The sequence below is a fragment of the Nonomuraea sp. NPDC004186 genome (assembly GCF_053603495.1).
This window is the reverse complement of record NZ_JBSGFQ010000179.1, coordinates 1-18,819: the sequence shown is the minus strand read 5'-3', so window position 1 is coordinate 18,819 and position 18,819 is coordinate 1. Positions and strand designations below refer to the sequence as shown.

17 protein-coding genes and 1 pseudogene are annotated in these 18,819 nt (G+C 71.6%); 12 read left to right on the top strand and 6 right to left on the bottom strand.

The annotated features are described in order from the left end of the window. Positions 1 to 96: pseudogene (locus tag ACWEPL_RS60860) on the bottom strand (transcriptional regulator); the annotation flags it as partial. 581 nt (positions 97 to 677) lie between these two features. Between ACWEPL_RS60860 and ACWEPL_RS60855 the strand changes: the two are divergent. The 6 genes from ACWEPL_RS60855 to ACWEPL_RS60830 all read left to right on the top strand — a co-directional run bounded on the left by ACWEPL_RS60855 (position 678) and on the right by ACWEPL_RS60830 (position 8,554). Continuing rightward, a complete protein-coding gene (locus ACWEPL_RS60855) occupies positions 678 to 1,808 on the top strand; it encodes a LacI family DNA-binding transcriptional regulator (RefSeq protein WP_452442118.1) in 1,131 nt (376 codons plus the stop codon). Between the two features lie 64 nt (positions 1,809 to 1,872). Then, positions 1,873 to 3,153, top strand: a complete 1,281-nt coding sequence (locus ACWEPL_RS60850; protein WP_452442117.1) for a sugar ABC transporter substrate-binding protein — start codon at positions 1,873 to 1,875, stop codon at positions 3,151 to 3,153. A 4-nt stretch (positions 3,154 to 3,157) separates the two neighbouring features. Further along, positions 3,158 to 4,111 carry a carbohydrate ABC transporter permease gene (locus ACWEPL_RS60845; RefSeq protein ID WP_363985059.1) on the top strand — a complete coding sequence of 318 codons (954 nt, stop codon included), beginning with the start codon at positions 3,158 to 3,160 and terminating at the stop codon, positions 4,109 to 4,111. Then, on the top strand, positions 4,108 to 4,914 hold the full coding sequence (locus ACWEPL_RS60840) for a carbohydrate ABC transporter permease (protein WP_363985057.1): 807 nt from the start codon (positions 4,108 to 4,110) through the stop codon (positions 4,912 to 4,914). The genes ACWEPL_RS60845 and ACWEPL_RS60840 overlap by 4 nt, the downstream gene beginning before the upstream one ends. 27 nt (positions 4,915 to 4,941) lie before the next feature. Then, complete coding sequence (locus ACWEPL_RS60835; RefSeq protein WP_452442116.1) at positions 4,942 to 6,852, top strand: glycoside hydrolase family 127 protein; 1,911 nt, start codon at positions 4,942 to 4,944, stop codon at positions 6,850 to 6,852. Between the two features lie 4 nt (positions 6,853 to 6,856). Further along, on the top strand, positions 6,857 to 8,554 hold the full coding sequence (locus ACWEPL_RS60830) for a CBM35 domain-containing protein (RefSeq protein WP_452442115.1): 1,698 nt from the start codon (positions 6,857 to 6,859) through the stop codon (positions 8,552 to 8,554). Between the two features lie 42 nt (positions 8,555 to 8,596). Here ACWEPL_RS60830 and ACWEPL_RS60825 read toward each other — a convergent pair whose 3' ends face one another. Next, on the bottom strand, positions 8,597 to 9,385 hold the full coding sequence (locus ACWEPL_RS60825; RefSeq protein ID WP_452442114.1) for an SAM-dependent methyltransferase: 789 nt from the start codon (positions 9,383 to 9,385) through the stop codon (positions 8,597 to 8,599). A gap of 59 nt (positions 9,386 to 9,444) precedes the next feature. Between ACWEPL_RS60825 and ACWEPL_RS60820 the strand changes: the two genes are divergently transcribed. Next, the gene (locus ACWEPL_RS60820) at positions 9,445 to 9,975 is read left to right on the top strand and encodes an XdhC family protein (RefSeq protein ID WP_452442113.1); all 531 of its coding nucleotides are present in this window, start codon (positions 9,445 to 9,447) and stop codon (positions 9,973 to 9,975) included. A gap of 4 nt (positions 9,976 to 9,979) precedes the next feature. Here the strand turns inward: ACWEPL_RS60820 and ACWEPL_RS60815 are convergent, their stop codons facing one another. Both ACWEPL_RS60815 and ACWEPL_RS60810 read right to left on the bottom strand, forming a co-directional pair. Further along, positions 9,980 to 11,539 carry a sulfatase family protein gene (locus ACWEPL_RS60815; RefSeq protein ID WP_452442119.1) on the bottom strand — a complete coding sequence of 520 codons (1,560 nt, stop codon included), beginning with the start codon at positions 11,537 to 11,539 and terminating at the stop codon, positions 9,980 to 9,982. 194 nt (positions 11,540 to 11,733) lie between these two features. Beyond that, on the bottom strand, positions 11,734 to 12,570 hold the full coding sequence (locus ACWEPL_RS60810) for a hypothetical protein (protein ID WP_452442112.1): 837 nt from the start codon (positions 12,568 to 12,570) through the stop codon (positions 11,734 to 11,736). Between the two features lie 174 nt (positions 12,571 to 12,744). Between ACWEPL_RS60810 and ACWEPL_RS60805 the strand changes: the two genes are divergently transcribed. Beyond that, entirely contained in the window at positions 12,745 to 13,938 is a 1,194-nt protein-coding gene (locus ACWEPL_RS60805) for a cytochrome P450 (RefSeq protein WP_452442111.1), read from the top strand. Positions 13,939 to 13,941: 3 nt separating this feature from the next. Here ACWEPL_RS60805 and ACWEPL_RS60800 read toward each other — a convergent pair whose 3' ends face one another. Further along, positions 13,942 to 14,700: a class I SAM-dependent methyltransferase gene (locus tag ACWEPL_RS60800; RefSeq protein WP_452442110.1), complete on the bottom strand. Its 759-nt coding sequence runs from the start codon at positions 14,698 to 14,700 to the stop codon at positions 13,942 to 13,944. A 136-nt stretch (positions 14,701 to 14,836) separates the two neighbouring features. Between ACWEPL_RS60800 and ACWEPL_RS60795 the strand changes: the two genes are divergently transcribed. The 4 genes from ACWEPL_RS60795 to ACWEPL_RS60780 all read left to right on the top strand — a co-directional run bounded on the left by ACWEPL_RS60795 (position 14,837) and on the right by ACWEPL_RS60780 (position 18,301). Further along, positions 14,837 to 15,424 (top strand): TetR/AcrR family transcriptional regulator, encoded by a 588-nt coding sequence (locus ACWEPL_RS60795; RefSeq protein WP_363985043.1) that lies wholly within the window; start codon positions 14,837 to 14,839, stop codon positions 15,422 to 15,424. A gap of 44 nt (positions 15,425 to 15,468) precedes the next feature. Next, on the top strand, positions 15,469 to 16,059 hold the full coding sequence (locus ACWEPL_RS60790; protein WP_355211534.1) for a TetR/AcrR family transcriptional regulator: 591 nt from the start codon (positions 15,469 to 15,471) through the stop codon (positions 16,057 to 16,059). Positions 16,060 to 16,130: 71 nt separating this feature from the next. Beyond that, a complete protein-coding gene (locus ACWEPL_RS60785; protein ID WP_355211537.1) occupies positions 16,131 to 16,682 on the top strand; it encodes a TetR/AcrR family transcriptional regulator in 552 nt (183 codons plus the stop codon). Positions 16,683 to 16,813: 131 nt separating this feature from the next. Continuing rightward, the gene (locus ACWEPL_RS60780) at positions 16,814 to 18,301 is read left to right on the top strand and encodes an MFS transporter (protein ID WP_452442109.1); all 1,488 of its coding nucleotides are present in this window, start codon (positions 16,814 to 16,816) and stop codon (positions 18,299 to 18,301) included. 127 nt (positions 18,302 to 18,428) lie between these two features. On the opposite strand, the gene ACWEPL_RS60775 is transcribed toward ACWEPL_RS60780, so the two are convergent. Continuing rightward, on the bottom strand, positions 18,429 to 18,819 hold a 391-nt coding region (locus tag ACWEPL_RS60775; protein ID WP_452442108.1), incomplete at its 5' end, for an acyl-CoA-like ligand-binding transcription factor.

The following is an 18,819-nucleotide window of genomic DNA, read 5'->3' as shown; positions in this document are numbered from 1 at the left end:
GGCCTCGATGTCGATCTGGGCCAGCAGATCCCGGACGGGAAGCGGCCCTTCCTGGAGTAGCTCCAACACTCGGATGCGAGCGGGGTGGCCGAGCGACCAGCGCGGCGGTGGAGCCGTTGACCAGCGTCCCGTTCAGGCCGTTGCCGGAGGAGTCGGTGATGGAGCCGGTGGCGAGGTCGTCGGAGTCGAACGTGTAGAGGAGCACGGGAGAGGGCGGATCCACGGTCCGCGCATCCGCGACGCCCGTGGTTAAGGCGGCGACGAGGGCGGCCGGGAGCAGCCCGGCCCACATGGCCTTGATGGTCATGACGAAGTCCCTGGGAGGTGTGAGCGTTAACAAATCTCAGGGAGGGTGATCGAGGAACGCAACTGAGGGTTTCGCGTAGGTTACGTAGCCGCGCCCCGCGCGTCAATGGGCGTTTCCGGCATGTCACGATTCGGTATCGCCGAGCGTCCTCACTCTTGACTCTCGCTCACCGGCGGCGCGACAGTCGGGGCACATCGTTGAACCGGTTCGCTGATTCCGGCGGCCCGCAGGTGGAGCCCGTTCCCGGCCGTGACCGGCGGCGGGCCGATAGATCCTGCAGATCCCCAGGAAAAAGCGCCGTCCGGTCGGCGATCCGAGGGTTTTCGCGACGCAACTGTCGAACCGGTTCAATGACGTACAGGAGGTGAGAGTGGCGACGATCGGAGACGTGGCCCGGGAGGCCGGGGTGAGCCGCAGCACCGCGTCCTACGCGCTGTCGGGCAAGCGGCCCATCTCGGAGGAGGTCCGCCGTCGCGTGCTGGCGGCCGCCGAGGCGCTCGACTACACGCCGAACGCGGGCGCCCGAGCGCTGGCCACATCCCAGACCAAGGTCCTCGGTCTGCTCGCCCAGTTCCACGAAGACGAGTTCGCGCCCGCGATGATGCAGTACATCCTGGGCGTCACGAACACCGCCCGCGACCTGGGTTACGACACGCTGCTGGTCACCGAGGCCGACGGCGTGCGGGCGCTGCGGCGCATCACCGACTCGCGCATGGTGGACGGCGTCGTCCTGATGAACATCGCGCAGTTCGACCCGAGGCTGCCCATCCTGCGGGCCGCGCCGCAGCCGGGCGCCCTGGTCGGCCTGCCGGGCGACTGCTCGGGGCTCGACGTGTTCGACCTCGACTTCGAGGAGGCCGGCCGGGCCATGGTGGAGCACCTCCACCGGCTCGGCCACCGCGAGCTCATCCTGATCTCGCAGCCCGAGCACGTCGTCGAGCGCGGCGGCGCGTACGTGTGGCGCCTGCGCGACGCCGCACTCGAACGGGCCCGCCAGCTCGGCGTCACCCTGCACGCCGTGTACGGCGAGTCCCGCCAGCCCGCGGTCGGACGCCTGCTCAACGCCCTGCTCGACGCCTACCCGTCGGCGACCGGCCTGCTGCTCAACAACGAGGCCGCCACCGCGGCCCTCCCCTCCGTCGCCCACCAGCGCGGCCTGCGGGTGCCCGAGGACCTCTCGGTCATCGGGCGCTACTCCGCCGAGTTCGCCGCGACCTTCTCCCTGCCCTATTCGTTCATCGAGAGCGCGCCCGACCGGCTCGGCGCCATGGCCGTACGCCAGCTCGTGCGCCGCGTCGAATCGCCGGCGGCCCGCGACGAGCCGTTCGTGGTGCGCTTCATCTCTCCCGAACTGGTCTCGCGCGGAAGCACAGCGCCCCCCGCAGCGCCCCCCACAGCGCCCCCCACAGCGCCCCCCACAGCGCCCCCCACAGCGCCCCCCGCAGCGTCCCCCACTGTGCCCCCGACCGCGCTGCCAACCGCACCCCCTGCCGCCCGCTAGTTCGCGGGCCCGATACACACCTTCCCGCCGCGCTCGAGTGTGAGCGCTAACATTGGAGGCCTCGATGAACCGCACGTCGGTTTCCGCGAAGGCGGCGGTCCTCGGAACCGCCGTTCTGGCCCTGTCGGTCAGCGCGTCCGCCTGCGCGTCCGCCCCGCAGACCGGTGGCACCACCGCCACCAGCGCCTCCGCGGGCGGCGCCGGCGCGTACACCTGGTGGGACCCGTACCCGCAGCACGACCCGGCCTCGGCCTGGGCGAAGCGGGTGGACTCCTGCGGCAAGCAGGCCGGCGTCACCATCCAGCGCACCGCCTACGACACCACCGCGCTGACCAACCAGGCGCTGCTCGCCGGCCAGGAGGGCAACGCCCCGGACGTCATCCTCCTCGACAACCCCGCCGTCTCGACGCTCGCGGACGCCGGGATGCTCACCACGATGTCCGACTTCGGCCTGGACACGGCCCGGTTCGACAAGAACCTCATCGCCGCCGGCGAGCTGGACGGCAAGACGTACGGCATCCCCATCGGCGCGAACACCCTCGCCCTCTACTACAACAAGAAGATCCTCGACGCGGCCGGCGTCGACCCCGGCTCGATCAAGGACTGGGCCACGCTCAACGCGGCGCTGAAGAAGGTCAAGGCCGCGGGCAAGAAGCCGATCACGTTCGCGGCCATCGGCACGGAGGAGGGCTCGTTCCAGTTCCTGCCATGGTTCTGGGGCTCCGGCGCGCAGCTGACCCAGCTCGACTCGCCCCAGGCCGTCGCGGCGCTCGACCTGTGGACCACGTGGGTCAAGGACGGCACCGCCCCCAACTCCGTCATCAGCAACTCCCAGAACACCACCTGGGAGCAGTTCCTGACGGGGGAGTTCGCGTTCGCCGAGAACGGCACCTGGCAGATCGACAGCGCCAAGAAGGCGGGCTTCCCCACCGGCATCGTGCAGATCCCCGGCAAGGACGGGGGCACCGCGCCCACGCCCACGGGCGGTGAGTTCATCACGGTCCCGGTGCAGAAGGACACCAAGCGCTACGCCGTCACCAAGAAGATCCTCGAATGCATGACGACGCCCGAGGGCCTGGTGGAGACCGGTACGACGTTCGCGTACTACATCCCCTCCACCGCCGAGGGCCAGCAGGCGATCCTCGCCAAGGAGCCGGGCCTCAAGCCGTGGGTCGACGCCGTGAAGTCGGCCAAGGGCCGCACCAGCGACAACCTCGGCACCAAGTACCCGAAGATCTCCGAGGCGCTGTGGACCGGGGTGCAGAAGGCGCTGAGCGGCTCGGCCACCCCCGCCGACGCGCTCAAGCAGGCGCAGGCCCAGGCGAAGCAGGCCACCGGCGGCTGATCCGATGACCTCTCTCAGCAGCGAGGCCGGCGAGGCGGTGACGGTGGGCAGGGCGGCGCACGCGGCTCCCCGGCGGGGGCGCTCGCGGCAGTGGACGGCCTACGCCTTCCTCGCGCCGCTCGTGATCTACCTGCTCGTCTTCTACGCCTATCCGCTCTACCGCAACATCGACCTCAGCGTGCACGACTACACGCCCCGGGCGTTCGTGCGGGGCGACCCCGAGTTCACCGGGCTGGACAACTACCGCGACATCCTGTCCGACGACACCTTCCTGCGGGCGCTGCGCAACACGGCCCTGTTCACGCTGGTGTCCATCGCGGCTCAGTACGCCCTCGGCCTGGCCCTCGCGGTCTTCTTCCACCGCAACTTCCGCCTGTCGGCGGTGCTCCGCGCGATGTTCCTGGTCCCGTGGCTGCTGCCGCTGATCGTCTCCGCCTCGACCTGGTCGTGGATGCTCAACAGCGACAACGGCATCGTGAACGCGGCGCTGGAGGCGTTCGGGATCGGCCAGATCAACTGGCTCACCTCTCCCGACACCTCGCTGCTGGCCGTCACGATCGCCAACATCTGGCTCGGCGTCCCGTTCAACCTGGTGATCCTTTACGCCGGGCTCCAGAACATCTCCGCCGACCTGTACGAGGCCGCCGGCCTGGACGGGGCCAACGGGTGGCAGCGCTTCTGGCGCATCACCTTCCCGCTGCTGCGCCCGGTGTCGGCGATCACGCTGCTGCTCGGCCTGATCTACACGCTCAAGGTCGTCGACATCATCTGGATCATGACGAAGGGCGGCCCGGCGGACGCCTCGACGACGCTGGCCACCTGGTCGTACCGGGAGGCGTTCGGCACCGGCCAGCCCGACTTCTCACCGGCGGCGGCCGTCGGCAACCTGCTGATCCTCATCGCCTTCGCCGCCGGGCTCCTGCACGTGCACCTGCAGCGCAAGGAGGAGCGCGCATGAAGAGCTGGAAGACCGTGGCAGGCGTCGTCCTCGTCGGGGTGATGCTGTTCCCGGTCTACTGGATGTTCAACGTCTCGCTGACCAGGACGGGCGACATGCGGGCCGACCCGCCCCACTGGTTCCCCTGGAACCCCACGTTCGAGGGGTACGCGGCGGCGTTCGCCCAGCAGTTGCCGGCCCTGGCCACGAGCCTGTTCATCGGCCTCGGCACCGTCGCGCTCACGCTGCTCGTCGCCCTGCCCGCGGGCTACTCGCTGGCCAAGCTGCGCCCGCGCGGCGCGCGCGGGATCGACTTCCTGCTCCTCGTCGCGCAGATGATCCCCGCGGTCGTCATGGCCATGGGCTTCTATGCCATCTACATCAGGCTCGGGATGCTCAACACCGTCCCCGGCCTGATCGTCGCCGACTCGACGCTGGCCGTGCCGTTCGGGGTGCTGCTCTTCCGGGCGTTCATGGCGAGCATCCCCGGCGAGCTCATGGCCGCCGCGCAGATCGACGGGGCGAGCACCTGGCGGACGTTCCGGTCGATCATCCTGCCGCTGAGCCGCAACTCGGTGATCACGGTCTCGCTCTTCGCGTTCCTGTGGGCGTGGTCGGACTTCATCTTCGCCTCGACCCTCAACCGCAACAGCGACGTGATCCCGATCACGCTCGGCATCTTCCGCTACATCGGCAACAACACCACGCAGTGGAACTCGATCATGGCGACCGCCGTGATCGCGTCCGTCCCCGCGGCCTTCCTGCTGGTCCTCGCGCAGCGCTACATCGCCGCCGGGGTCACCGCGGGCGCCGTGAAGGACTGAACAGCAATCCGTCGAAAGGTTCACCACATGACCAGCCCCGTGCTGCCGTCCCAGGGCCGGGTACGCCCCCTCGGGCTCGCGCAGGTCGCCATCACCGGAGGGTTCTGGGGGAGCCGGCAGGCCGTGAACGCCGCGGCGACGCTCGCCCACTGCGAGTCGTGGATGGAGCGCCTCGGCTGGCTCGCCAACTTCGACCGGGTCGCCGAAGGGACGACCGCGCCCGACCGCCCCGGCTGGTCGTTCTCCGACTCGGAGGTCTACAAGCTCCTGGAGGCCCTGTCCTGGGAGAGCGGCCGTACCGGCGACCCGGGGGCGGAGGCGGCGATCAAGCGGCTCACCGGGCGGATCGCCCGCGCCCAGGACCCGGACGGCTACCTCAACACCTGCTTCGGGCACGGCACGCAGCCGCCGCGCTACAGCGACCTGGAGATGGGCCACGAGCTCTACAACACCGGCCACCTCCTGCAAGCCGCGGTGGCCCGGCTGCGCACGCACGGCGAGGACGACCTCGTACGGGTCGCGCGCCGCGCCGCCGACCACGTGTGCCGCACGTTCGGCGCGGACGGCCGGCCCGGGATCTGCGGGCATCCGGAGATCGAGGTCGGCCTGGCCGAGCTCGGCCGGGCGCTGGGGGAGGAGCGCTACGTCGAGCAGGCGCGGATCTTCCTCGACCGCCGCGGGCACGGCACGCTCAGGGACATCCCCCTGGGCCGCGCCTACTTCCAGGACGACATCCCGATCCGGGAGGCCGACGTGTGGCGCGGCCACGCGGTCCGCGCGCTCTACCTCACCGCCGCCGCCGTGGACGTCGCCGTCGAGCGCGGTGACGACGAGCTGCTGCGGGCCGTGGAGCGGCAGTGGGAGCGCTCGGTCGCGCGCCGCACGTACATCACGGGCGGGATGGGCTCACGCCACCAGGACGAGGGCTTCGGCGAGGACTGGGAGCTGCCGCCGGACCGGGCGTACTGCGAGACGTGCGCCGGCGTCGCCTCGATCATGGTCTCCTGGCGCCTCCACCTCGCCACCGGCGACGTCCGCTACACCGACCTGATCGAGCGCACGCTCTACAACGTCATCGCGACCTCCCCGAGCCCCGACGGCACGGCGTTCTTCTACGCCAACCCCCTCCACCAGCGGGCCCCGGGCCGGGAGGCGGACCCGGACGAGGTGAGCCCGCGCGCCGAGGCCGGCGTCAGGGCCGCCTGGTTCGACGTGTCCTGCTGCCCCACCAACGTCGCCCGCACCCTGGCCGGCCTCCAGGGCTACCTCGCCACCACCGACGACGACGGCCTGCAGCTCCACCAGTACGCCCCCGCGACCGTCCGCGCCGAGCTGCCGGACGGGCGGGAGGTCGCGGTGGAGGTCGAGACCGCCTACCCCGACAGCGGAACCGTCCGCGTCCGGATCCTCGCCGACGGGCTCTGGACGCTGGCGCTGCGGGTCCCCGCCTGGGCCGCCGGGGCCACGCTCGCCGAGGACGGGCGGGCGCGGCCGGTCGAGCCCGGCATGGCCACGGTGCGGCGGGCGTTCCGGGCGGGCGAGGTGATCACGCTCGAACTGCCGATGGAGCCCCGCTTCACCTGGCCGGACCCCCGCATCGACGCCGTACGCGGCTGCGTCGCCGTCGAGCGCGGCCCCGAGGTCCTGTGCGCCGAGTCCCACGACCTCCCGCACCCCGGCGGGCTCGACGCCCTGACGATCGATCCCCGACGCGATCCCCGACGCGACCTCCGATCCGGCCCCCGGGCCGAGCCCGGCGAAGTGCTGGTGCGCGGCCGCCTGGCCGCACCTCCCGACCGGCCGTGGGCCTATTCCGGCGCCGCGGCTGCCTCCGCGGCGGACGTCGAGTGGTTCGACGTGCCGCTGCGGCCGTACCACTCGTGGGCCAGGCGCGGCCCGTCGAGCATGCGTGTCTGGTTGCCCATCGAAGGAGAGTGACACGATGTCCCGATTCCGAGTGCTCGCCTTAGCCCTGGTCACCACGGCCACTGCCCTGGTGACCGCCTCACCCCCGGCCGCGGCCGCCGGCGCGACGCTGACCGTCAACGTCGCGCAGCCGTTCCGGCCGGTCACCCACGTCGCCTCCGGCGGCCTGTACGGCCTGGCCGAGAACTCCCGGCCGGCCGACTCCACCCTCCTCCCGATCAAGGTCAACTCCCTCACCCAGCCCGCGCCCGGCGTCGGCCAGCGCCCCAACGGCCAGCCGCCCGGCGGCGACTCCCTGCTGGTGTCCCCGCAGGCCACCCGGGCCGGCGCGGGCGAGTTCATCCGGATGCCCGACATCTATCCCGACTTCCCCTACAGGTGGGTGAGCTGGGACGACTGGCTGGCCAAGGTCAACACCATGGTCAACGCCCGGCTGTCGGCCACCACGGTCACGAACGTCATCGGCTGGGAGCTCTGGAACGAGCCCGACTACACGTGGAACACCGCCGCGGCGGGCAACTTCAACGACGCCTGGGTGCGTACGTACCGGGCGGTGCGCGCGCTCGACACGCTCACGCCGATCGTCGGCCCCAGCACCGCCACCTACAACCGCTCCTGGATGCAGTCGTTCCTCACCAACGCCAAGAACACCGGCACCCTGCCGGACATCATCTGCTGGCACGAGCTGCAGAACCCCACCAGGATCGCCTCCGACATCGCCGACTACCGCAACCTGGAGTCCTCGCTCGGCATCAGCCCGCGCCGCATCTCCATCAACGAGTACGCCGCCACCAGCGAGGTCGACGTGCCCGGCCGGATCGCCAGCTACGTCGCCAAGCTGGAGCGGGGCGGCGTGGAGTCCGCGCACCGGGCCTTCTGGTACGAGTACGGCACCATGAACGGCCTGGTCGTCAACAACAGCCAGCCCACCGGCACCTGGTGGCTGTACAAGTGGTACGGCGACATGGCCGGGAACATGGTCACGACCACGACGACCACGACGACCGGCCTGGACGGGTTCGCCTCCTACGACGGCACCCGCAAGATCGTCAACGTGGCGTTCGGCAACGAGGCCGGCACCAACACCGTCAACCTCACGGGCCTCGGCGCGCTCGGCTCCAGCGTCCGCGTCACGCTGACCTCCACCCCGTCCAGCGGCCGCTTCACCGCGGTCACCGCCCCCACCACGATCTCCACGACCACCCGGACGGTCAGCGGCGGCCAGCTCAGCGTGTCCGTGCCCAACATGGTGGCCACCAGCGCCTACCAGCTCGTGGTCGAGCCGGTCAGCGGGGTGCCCGCCTACCAGCAGCGGTACGAGGCCGAGAACGCCTCCGTCTTCCGCGCGCAGCGGCTCAGCGCCTCCAGCGCGTCGGGCGGCGGCTACGTGGGCCGGATCGACAACTCGGGCACGCCGCGTACCGACAGCTACGTCGACTTCGTGGTGAACGTGCCCACGGCGCGCGCGTACACGATGACCATCGGCTACGCCAACGGCACCGGCGCCACCGCGACCCAGGGCCTGGCCTACAACGGCGGCTCCTGGAGCACGGTCAGCTACCCGCCCACCGCGGCGTGGGGCGAGTTCGGCGCGACCGTCGGCACCACCGTCACCCTCCGGGCCGGGTACAACGTGATCCGCCTGGCCAAGGGCTCGCCGTTCTTCTCCGGCGGCACCGGATACGCCGAACTCGACTACATCCAGCTCACCTGACCCGGGCGGCGGTCCGGCGCACCCCGCCGGACCGCCCGCACGTCAGGGCTTGCGGCCCACGCCGCAGACCGCGTTGATCATCGCCGGCTGGGGTGGCGCTCCCGCCGGGGGCCGCCAGAGCGGTGTGGAGACCACGCCCGGGTCCACGAGTTCGAGCCCCTTGAAGTGGACGGCGAGCCGCTCGGGGCTGCGCAGCGTGTACGGGAAGGCGGCCCGCTCGTTGTAGGAGCTCACCGCCGCCACCAGCGAGGGGTTGACGTCGGCGCCGTCGGACAGCGCCAGGTGGCTGCCGGGCGGCAGCGCCTTGATGTAACGGCGGACGAGATCGGCGGCGAGGTCGTCGTCGGGGATCTGGCCGGCGATGCTGAGCATCATCAGGCCGATCGGCCGGGAGAAGTCCAGGGTCTCGGCCGCCGCGGCGAGGATGGTGCCGGGGTCGCGCACGTCGGCCTCGACGTAGGCGGTCCTGCCCTGCGGGGTCCCGGCGAGCAGGGCGCGGGCGTGCACGAGCACCAGGGGGTCGTTGTCGACGTAGACGACGCGGGACTCGGGCGCGAGGCGCTGCGCCACCTCGTGCGTGTTGTCGGCGGTGGGCAGGCCCGAGCCGATGTCGAGGAACTGCCGGATGCCCGCCTCGGTGACGAGGTAGGTCACCGCCCGCCGGAGGAACTCGCGCTGCAGCGTGGCCACCTGCGCGAAATCGGGGAACACGCGCAGCAGGGTGTCCCCGGCCTCGCGGTCCACGTCGTAGTTGTCCTGCCCGCCGAGCAGGTAGTTCCAGACCCGGGCGGAATGCGGCTTCGTACGGTCGATCCTGGGGTCGGCGTCCATGGGCGAAGCCTATAGGGATCTTCGCGAGCATGATCGACTGCTTGTGCCAGACTGCGAGTATGGCCCACACCCATGACGCAGAGGACCCGGCGTGCACAGTGGCTCACCGCGAGGCCCACAGCGAGGCCCCTGTCGAGCCTGCCGGGCGGACGCTGGTCGCCGTCTTCGCCTCCCCGGTGGCCGAGTGCCTGCTGAGGTTCGGCGCCGAGCTCGGCTTCCGCCCGATCCTGGTCGAGCCCGATCCTGAGCGCCGCCTCGAGGGATTCACGGCGGTGACCGGGCTCGGCGCCTGGCTCGACGGCACGGCCGACGTGGTGCTCACCGACCATCACCGCGAGGAGATCGGACCGGTCCTGCGCGACGTGCTCAAGTTCCCCGTCCGGTGGGTCGGCATCATGGGCAGCGCCCGCCACACCGCGCCGCACGTGCGGGCGCTGGCCGACCTCGGCGTGCCTCCCGAGGAGGTCGCCCGGGTGCACCGGCCCATCGGGCTCAACATCGGCTCGCGCACCCCGCCCGAGATCGCCGTCGCCACCCTGGCCGGCCTGATCGCCGACCGCAACGACCGCCCGGGCGGCTTCGCCTTCTGAGGAGTCAGCGCAGGTGGGCGGCCGTCCAGCAGTCCACCGCGCCCGGCTTGCCGCACCTCTTCAGGCCGTCGAGGACCTTGCTCAGGGCGGCTGTCCTGGCGTTGCCGGGGTCGTTGGACTCCTCGCGCGGATCGGTGACGGTGTTGTAGTACTCGGGCCGCGGATCGCCCTTGTACTCGACATAGAGCTCCCCGCCCGTGCGCACGGCGGAGTAGCTGGGCGGCCGGGAGTTGCCCTTCTTCATGGCGTCCGCGTCGGGGTCGGGCTGGCCGGGCGCGTGGGGGTCCGGCTTGACGTGCTCGATCAGCGCCGCGTCGCGCCAGCCGGTGACGTTCTGACCCTGGATGAGGGGCAGCAGGCTGCGGCCGTCGCGGCTGTCACGCGTCGCCGCGCCGACGCCGGCCATGTCGAGGAAGGTCGCGAACAGGTCCACGTTCTGGGCGATGGCGGGCGTCACGAGGTCGCCGCGCGGCCCCGAGGCCGGGCGCCTGACCAGGAGCGGCACCCGTACGTCGTGGTCGTAGGCGGTGGCCTTGCCGCGCACCAGGCGGTGCTGCCCGAGGTGGAAGCCGTTGTCGCTGGTGAACACGACGTACGTGTTCAGCTTCTCCTCCTCGGTCAGCGCGGACAGGACGCGCTGCACCATGTCGTCGATCGACTGCACCATGCGGATCCGGTCGCGGAAGTCCTCGCGGAGCTTCTCGGTGATCTTCGGGCCGATGGGCTCCCGCCGTACCCAGGAGGGCTTGTCGGAGGTGTCCTCGTTGAACGACGGCAGGGTGGTCACGTCGATGGAGTCGCAGTCGGGGCCGCCGCAGTCGCCATGGGGGAACTCCCCTGCGGGGAAGCGGTCCTTCGGCCGGTCGCGCGGCGCGGGCGGGAAGCGCGGCTCCGTGTCGCCGCGCTTCACGTTGACCCTGTTGTGCGGCGAGAACGGCGAGACCTGGAGGAAGAACGGCTCGCCGGGGGTGTACCGGCGGGACCGCTCGATGAAGCCCACCGCCCGCTGCCCCAGCTCGTCGACCAGATATTTGCCCCCGGAGGGGTCGATCGGCCGCCGGCCGCCCGCTTCCTCCTTGATGTAGCGGGTGAGCTTGTACCTGAACTCGTTGTAGCCGCCGCTCGCCGTCACGTGCCACTCGTCCCAGCCGGGCGGGACGTGGTAGCCGGGGCCCGCGGGATACTCGTTGATGTACTTGCCGAGGTAGCCCGTGCGATATCCGGCCTGATGCAGGGAGACGGCGTACGTCCTGCCCTCGTGCTTGGCGAACGCCCCGTAGCCGCCGTGGTCGTAGCCCTGGTTGGTCCGCACGCCCGTGTTGTGCGGGAACCGGCCGGTGAACATGGTGGCGCGGGAGGGACAGCAGAGCGAGTCGGCCACGTGGTAGCCGGTGAACGTGGTGCCGTCGTGGCTCAGGCTCTTGACCGTGTCCATGTACTGGAGCAGCTCGGCGGACATGTCGTCGACGAGGAAGAAGATGATGTTCGGCCGCTTGGGCGCGGCGACGGCCCCCGCGCTCGACGGGGACGCGAGGGTCAAGGTGAGGACGACGGCCAGCGCCACCGCCAAGCTTTTCCTGATATATCCGGGCATCGGGGAGAGCAGCCTCTTTGGCAGGGGACAGGAGGTTGGGGGTGCGATGCACGTACATTCTGGACAAAGCACTCAAACAACTTCATACCACCCGCGAGAGTATGCTCCGGAGCCGGGCAATCCCGGCCGGCCCTCATGGGCACGGCCGGGCGAAGGACCGGCGTCTAGTTCCAGATCCCCGGGACCGCGGCCGGGACCTTGTCCTCGAGCTGGTCCCGGTCGAGCACGTCTCCCTGCAGGGGCAGGAGAACGGTGACCTCGCGGCCCCAGTCCGCGTAGCGGGTGCTCGACTCGATCGTCATGGAGCCCTTGCCGTAGGGCAGGACCGCCTTGGCGGACAGCCGCTCGACCAGGCCGTCACCGCCGAACCAGAGGGTGTAGGTGATCTTGCCGTCGCGGCCGCTCCTGGAACGCGTACCGAAGCGCGACGCGAACGAGGGGGAGACCGCCGCGAGCTTGGTGGCCTTGATCGAGCCCTTCAGCACGCCGTCACGCCACGAGGTGCGGTGGGACAGGAGCGTCTTGAGCGTGTCGGGCTCCAGGGCGTTCAGCACCAGGTTGCTCGGCGGCAGAGCGGCCCGGCTGTAGCGCACCCAGCTCGTGCCCTGGGGCAACGCGGAGTCGACGATCGGGCCGGAGACGTAGCTCACGTCCCGGGTGGAGATCATCCTGATGGGCCCCTGCTGGAGGGCCTCGACCTCCGCCGGCTTCGTCCTCTTCACGCTGCGGAGGAGGTCCTCGCTGTACTGCAGGGTCTGGGCCACATCGGACGCGGCCGCGCCGCGCCGGTCGAACCCGATCGTGCCCTCCAGCCCCGAGGTGACGACCAGGCTGCGCGTGTACGTCACCTTGGCCGTGGACTGCACGTTGACGGCTCTGCCGGCGGTTAACTCGGCCTTGAGCGCCTTGACCGGGTCGATCGTGGGTGCCGCTTGCGCGGGCGTGGCGGTGAGTTGCACCACGCCCGCGACCACGGCGGCACCGATGATGGCTCGCTTCATGGGTTTCCTTGGGAACGGTCCGAAAAGTCGCGAACAATCTGGTGCATCGAAGATCATCAGTCAAGTCGAACCATGACATCCGGTATTTCCCGGACACCCCGTTCCCTTGATCTCACGCCGTACGGGGACGAGCATGGTCAACGGCGGCCCGACGACAGGGAGAGACGTGCCGGCGTGAACGACCACAGCGAAGACACGCGCAAGATCCCGCGCCAGGCCGCACCCGGGGCCTGCCCGGTCCGGCGCGCCGACGACGGCACGTGGGAGGTCCGCGGCCACGAGCAGGCCCGCGCCGTGCTGCGCAGCTACGACACCGTCCAGGCCGGGCTGGGCGTCGAGACCGTGGAGAAGCTGCCCGCCAGGATCCGGCGGCCGGTCCTCTACCGCGACGGGCCCGAGCACCGCGAGGACCGCCGCCAGACCGCGCGGTTCTTCACGCCCCGCAGGGTGGACGAGCGGTATCGCGACCTGATGGCGCGGGTCGCGGAGAGCCGGCTCGCCGAGCTGCGGGAGGCGGGGGAGGCGCACCTGTCGGAGCTGAGCTTCGGCGTGGCGATCGAGGTGGCGAGCGCGATCATCGGCCTCACCTCCAGCAGGCCCGGGATCCGCGCCAGACTGGAACGGTTCTTCCCCGAGAAGTTCGGCCGGCCCGGCCTGACCAGCCCGAGCGGGATCTACTGGCTGGTCAGGCAGAACGTGAGCTGGCTGAGCGTCTACCTGGCCGACGTGCGCCCGGCGATCCGCGCCCACCGCCGCGAGCCGCGCGACGACCTCATCTCGCACCTGATCTCCGAAGGGTGCACGGACGCCGAGATCCTCGGCGAGTGCCTGACCTTCGCCGCGGCCGGCATGGTGACCACGCGCGAGTTCATCTGCGTCGCGGCCTGGCACCTGTTCACCGACGAGGCGCTGCTGGAGCACTACCGCGCGGCGGACGAGCCCGGCCGCCTCGCCGTCCTGCACGAGATCCTGCGGCTCGAACCCGTGGTCGGGCGGCTGCGCCGGCGCACCACCGCCGCCCTCGACCTGGCCGGCGCCGACGGGCCGGTCACGGTGCCCCCGGGCGCGGTGATCGAGGTGTTCGTCGACGCGGCCAACACCGACCCCCGAGCCGTGGGCTCGCTGCCGCTGTCGGTCTGCCCCGGCCGCGCCATCGACGGGGGCACGAGCGCCGCGGCGCTGTCCTTCGGCGACGGGCCGCACCGGTGCCCGGGGGCGAACATCGCCATCCTGGAGACGGACGTCTTCCTCAGCCGCCTGTTCGCCATGGACGGCGTGCGAATGGCGTCGGCGCCGCGCGTGAGCTTCAACAACGACATCGGCGGCTACGAGATCCGCGGGCTGGTGGTCAGGGTGGGGGACCCGTAGGGGTCAGGAGGCGCCGCGTGCCGCGGTGACCACCACCGTGGTGTAGCGCATCGTGAAGCCGCCCCCCGCCGCGTCGACGGCGGCGCCGACGCCCGCGAGCACCTCCTGCAGCGTGGCCGCGGGGAGCCGGGTGTGGACGCCGGTGGTGGGCACCAGGTCCAGCCACTCGTCGCGGGTGTAGGGCCGCTCCCAGTCGAAGCGCCACTCCTCCACGTCGCCGAACGCGCCCGCCTGCCGGATGCCGTCGGCGGCCTTGGCGCTCAGCGACACGTACGCGTCCGCGTCGGACATCATGCGCTGGTAGATCGGCGCGTCGGGCATGATCCTGCGGTAGACCGCGGCGATGGCCGCGCCGAGATCGGGCGGGGCCTGGAACGCGTTCCAGAACACCGCCAGCCGTCCGCCGGGACGCAGCACCCGCGCCGCCTTGGTCGCGCCGGCGACGGGGTCCACCCAGTGCCAGGCCTGTCCGGCGACGACCGCGTCGAAGTCCCGGCCGGCGGGCTCCCAGGTCTCGAACGTCGACACCTCGACCTCGAGCCCTTCGCGCCGCGCGAAGTCGGCCATCCGCTCGTCGGGATCGACCCCGAGCACCTTGCAGCCGGCCGCCTGGAACTGCCGGGCCTCGATGCCGGTGCCGCAGCCGACGTCGAGGACGTCGGGCCCGGGGCTGCCGGCGACGATCCGGGCCACCATGGCGTCGGGGTAGTGGGGTCGGGTCCGGTCGTAGCGCTCGGCGTCCACGCCGAACGATTCCGCCATCTGCCGAGCTTGATGCGGCTCGGGCTCGGGAAGAGAGGCTCCCGGCTGAGATATAGTGGGCATGCGCCCACTATGGATGGGCACGTGCCCACTCGTCAACCCCGCGTTGACGGAAAATGGAAGGCGGGATGCGACGGTGCCGACAGGGGTGGCTCTCCGCGACGTGCGTGAGCAGTTGTTCGACGCCGCCGAGCGGATCCTGTTGCGGGACGGGCCGAGCGCGCTGACCAGCCGGGCGGTCACCGCGGAGGCCGGCTGCGCCAAGGGCGTCCTGCACCGGCACTTCGAGGACTTCGACGCCTTCCTGGCCGAGCTCGTGCTCGATCGCGTCGCCCGGATGGACGCCCAGGCCGCCGCGCTGCGCGAGTCCGCCGGCGCCGGCACCGTCGCCGGCAATCTCGCCGGCGCGCTGACGGCCGTGTTCGGGTCGGTCGCCGTGTCGATCGTCGCCCTCGTCACCTTCCGGGACGAGCTTCGCGCCCGGCTGCGCCGGTCCTGGCCGGTCGGCGTCCCGCTCCTGACGGAGGCCGGCGCCATGATCGCCTCCTATCTCCGCGCCGAGCGGGACCTGGGGCGCATCGCGGCGGACGCCGACGTCGACACGCTCGCCCCGACCCTGATCGGGGCCGGGCACCTGCTGTTCGCCGACCGGACGGGCGCCCCGCCGGAGCCCGCCGCCGTCCGCAAGATGGTGACCACGGTCATCGCCGGCGTCGAGCGCTAGCAAGACGGACCGTATCGTCTCGTCTTGCTGCTATGCTGACCAGCATGTCTAAGAGCCCCGACCCCGCCCGCCGCAGCGAGCGCTCGCGGCAGGCCGTCCTCGAAGCGGCCCGCGAGCTGGTCTCCGAAATGGGATACGCCAAGATCTCGATCGAGGCCATCGCCGCCCGCGCGGGCGTGGGCAAGCAGACGATCTACCGCTGGTGGCGTTCCAAGGGGGCGGTGATCTTCGACGCCTTCCTCGCCCTCAGCCAGGTCGGCGACAGCATCACGCTGCCGGACACCGGCGACATCGAGGCCGATCTCAAGCTCGTGATGCGTGCGACGGTGGCCGAGTTCGCGGACCCGGGGTTCGAGGCGCCGATCAGGGCGCTCAACATGGAGATCATCAACGATCCCGACCTCGCCGCCCAGTACCGCGAGAAGCTGGCGGGCCCGGTCGACGAGGCCAAGAAGGCCCGGCTGCGCAGCGCGCAGCGCGCCGGCCAGATCGCCGAGGACGCCGACCTCGACCTGGCCCTGGAGCTCCTGTACGCCCCCCTGTTCCAGCGCTGGCTGCACCGCTCGGGCCCGCTCACCCCCGAGTACGCCGACGCCCTCGTCGAGCTCACCCTCAAGGCCCTGCGTCCCGCCTGAGCGCGGACACCGTCCCCGGGGGCTGCGGTGTCGATGAGTAACTGTACCTTCTGGATGGTACAGTTACGGTCATGCGACCGAGCCAGAGGACCCGGATCCTGGACGCCGCCATCCGCGTGACGGAGCGCGACGGCATCACCGCCCTGACGCTGGAGTCGGCGGCCGAGGAGGCCGGCGTGACCAAGGGCGGGCTCATGTACCACTTCCGCACGCGCGACGAGCTGCTGGTGGCGATCCAGCGGCATCTGACCGACGCGTGGGAGGCGCAGCTCGTCGCCGAGCTGGGCAAGCCGCTGGCTGAGGCGTCGCCGCAGGAGGCCGTCGAGGCCTACGTACGGGTGGGCGCGCACGGCTCGGTGAGCAAGGCGGACCTGGCGTTCATGGTCGAGTCGGTCACCACGCCGGCGCTGGCCGAGGCGTGGGACGACCTCATCGGCCGCTGGGCCCCGCCACCCACCTCGACCGACCCGCGCGACATCGACCTGCTCCTGGCCCAGCTGGCCGTCGACGGGCTGTGGCTGTGGCGGGCCACGAGCATGATCCCCCTGTCCGAGCCGGTCAGGAAGGCACTCCACGACCGCCTGCTCAAGCTGGTGGCGGCGGAGGACGCCGACGCCGGCTGAAGCGGGAGCCCGAGCAGGCGTCCTCCACCCCCCCATACGTGCCCAGCCACCCCGACGACCGGGATCGCCCAGGTCGCCGGGGTCAGCCGTGTGACCCTGCGCCACCACCCCTTTTTCCTCGGAGGACCCCCATGACGAACACGGTGACCGAGCTGAACCCCAGACGCTGGGCGGCGCTGGCCGTCCTGTCGGCCAGCCTGTTGCTGATCACGATGGACATGACCATCCTCAACGTGGCACTGCCGCAGATCTCGGCCGACCTGCGGCCGGGCGCGGTCGAACTGCTGTGGATGATCGACGTCTACTCCCTGGTCGTGGCGGGCCTCCTGGTGGCCGTCAGCGCGCTGGGCGACCGCTGGGGGCGCAAGCGCATGCTCGTCTCCGGCTTCGTCCTCTTCGGCCTGGCCTCCGTCGCCGTGCTGTGGGCCGACAGCCCGGCCGAGGTGATCGCCGTACGGGCGCTGCTCGGCGTCGGCGGTGCGATGATCATGCCGTCGACCCTGTCGATGATCCGCAACCTGTTCACGGACGCCCGCGAGCGGGCCACCGCGCTGGGCGTGTGGGCCGCGATGGCGGCGGTGGGCGGCGCGCTCGGCCCGATCGTGGGCGGGTTGCTGCTGGAGGCCTTCAGCTGGCACGCCGCGTTCCTGGTGAACGTACCGGTCATGGCCGTCGCCGTCGTCACCGGGCTGCTCCTGCTGCCCGAGTCGCGCAACCCCGACCCGGGCCGCTGGGACGCCCTGGGCACGGTGCTGTCGATGGTCGGCATGATCGCCCTGGTCTACGCCATCAAGAACGTGGCCACCGAGGGCCTGGACGCCTGGACCGCGCTCACGGCCGTCCTGGCCGCGGTCACGCTGACCTGGTTCGTCCGGCGGTGCCTGGGCCGCCCCGACCCCCTCCTGGAGATCCGGCTGTTCCGCGGCGGCGCCTTCGCCTCCGGCACCCTGGCCGCCTTCACCACCTCGATCGCCATGGCGGGCATGATGCTGCTCATGGTCCAGTGGGCGCAGCTCGTCCAGGGCTACTCGCCGCTGCAGACGGGCCTGGCCATGCTGCCCATGGCGGTCGGCTCCGCGGTCCTCTCGCCGCTGGCGCCGGCCCTGGCCACCCGGATCGGCGCGCGTACGGTGCTGGCCGGCGGGCTGGTGATCGGCGGGCTCGGCTTCGTGGTGCTCTGGGTCGCCCCGACGACCTACCTCTGGGTGGCCGTGTCGATCCTGCTGATCGGGGCGGGCATGGGCTCGCTGGCCATCGCCTCCGCCGTGATCATGGCGGGCGCCCCGGCGGAGAAGGCGGGCAGCGCGGCCGCCATCGAGGAGACCTCGTACGAGATCGGCGGCACCTTCGGCGTCGCGGTGCTGGGCAGCCTGGCCGCCGCCCTCTACCGGGCCGAACTGCCCGAGAGCGCCACCGACGCGGTGCGCGAGTCGCTCGGCGGCGCGCTGGCGGCCGCCCGCGCGATCGGCTCCTCCGACCTGGCCGCCCAGGCCACGCTCGCCTTCACCGAATCGCTGCGGACGACCAGCCTGTACGGCGCCGTCCTCATGCTGCTGGCGGCCGTGGCCGTCTGGTGGCGCACCCCCGCCCGGCTGGACCTGGCCTCGGCCCAGCACTGAGCGCCCCCACCCGCGAGGACCTCCGGGCGGCGCAGCACCGAGCGCCGCTACCCGCGGAGTCCTTCGGAGGCACAGCGCTGAGCGCCGCTGCCCGCGGGGGTCCTTCGGGGCGCAGCGCTGAGCGCCGCTATCCGCGGGATCCTTCGGGCGGCGCGGCGGGCAGGACGACGGACAGGGCATGGCGCAGGATGGCCGCGAACGACTCGGTGTTGCCGGGCTCCAGCCAGCGCCGCCCCGCCACCCGGATGGCCCCGGCCACCGCCGCGGCCACGACGGCGGGGAACAGGTCGCGCCCGGGATCGACGCCGGTGCGCGCCGCGATCGCCTCGGCGAGCGGCCCCTCCGCCATGGTGAACGTCTTCAGCGCCTCCCCCTCCAGCGCCGGCGTCGACATGATCATGCGCAGCCCGGCCCGGTCGGGCTCGGGGTCGGTGTAGAGCTCGACCACGGCCGAGATGACGGCCTGGTCGAGCGTCGGCCTGCTGCGCTCGACGGTGGCGATGTTCCGGCACGAGCCG

Coding starts and splice junctions, on each gene's coding strand:
- ACWEPL_RS60780 (WP_452442109.1), top strand. CDS start 16,814: ATGACGAACACGGTGACCGAGCTGAACCCCAGACGCTGGGCGGCGCTG.
- ACWEPL_RS60835 (WP_452442116.1), top strand. CDS start 4,942: ATGACCAGCCCCGTGCTGCCGTCCCAGGGCCGGGTACGCCCCCTCGGG.
- ACWEPL_RS60800 (WP_452442110.1), bottom strand. CDS start 14,700: ATGGCGGAATCGTTCGGCGTGGACGCCGAGCGCTACGACCGGACCCGA.
- ACWEPL_RS60820 (WP_452442113.1), top strand. CDS start 9,445: ATGGCCCACACCCATGACGCAGAGGACCCGGCGTGCACAGTGGCTCAC.
- ACWEPL_RS60845 (WP_363985059.1), top strand. CDS start 3,158: ATGACCTCTCTCAGCAGCGAGGCCGGCGAGGCGGTGACGGTGGGCAGG.
- ACWEPL_RS60785 (WP_355211537.1), top strand. CDS start 16,131: ATGCGACCGAGCCAGAGGACCCGGATCCTGGACGCCGCCATCCGCGTG.
- ACWEPL_RS60825 (WP_452442114.1), bottom strand. CDS start 9,385: ATGGACGCCGACCCCAGGATCGACCGTACGAAGCCGCATTCCGCCCGG.
- ACWEPL_RS60830 (WP_452442115.1), top strand. CDS start 6,857: ATGTCCCGATTCCGAGTGCTCGCCTTAGCCCTGGTCACCACGGCCACT.
- ACWEPL_RS60810 (WP_452442112.1), bottom strand. CDS start 12,570: ATGAAGCGAGCCATCATCGGTGCCGCCGTGGTCGCGGGCGTGGTGCAA.
- ACWEPL_RS60850 (WP_452442117.1), top strand. CDS start 1,873: ATGAACCGCACGTCGGTTTCCGCGAAGGCGGCGGTCCTCGGAACCGCC.
- ACWEPL_RS60840 (WP_363985057.1), top strand. CDS start 4,108: ATGAAGAGCTGGAAGACCGTGGCAGGCGTCGTCCTCGTCGGGGTGATG.
- ACWEPL_RS60790 (WP_355211534.1), top strand. CDS start 15,469: ATGTCTAAGAGCCCCGACCCCGCCCGCCGCAGCGAGCGCTCGCGGCAG.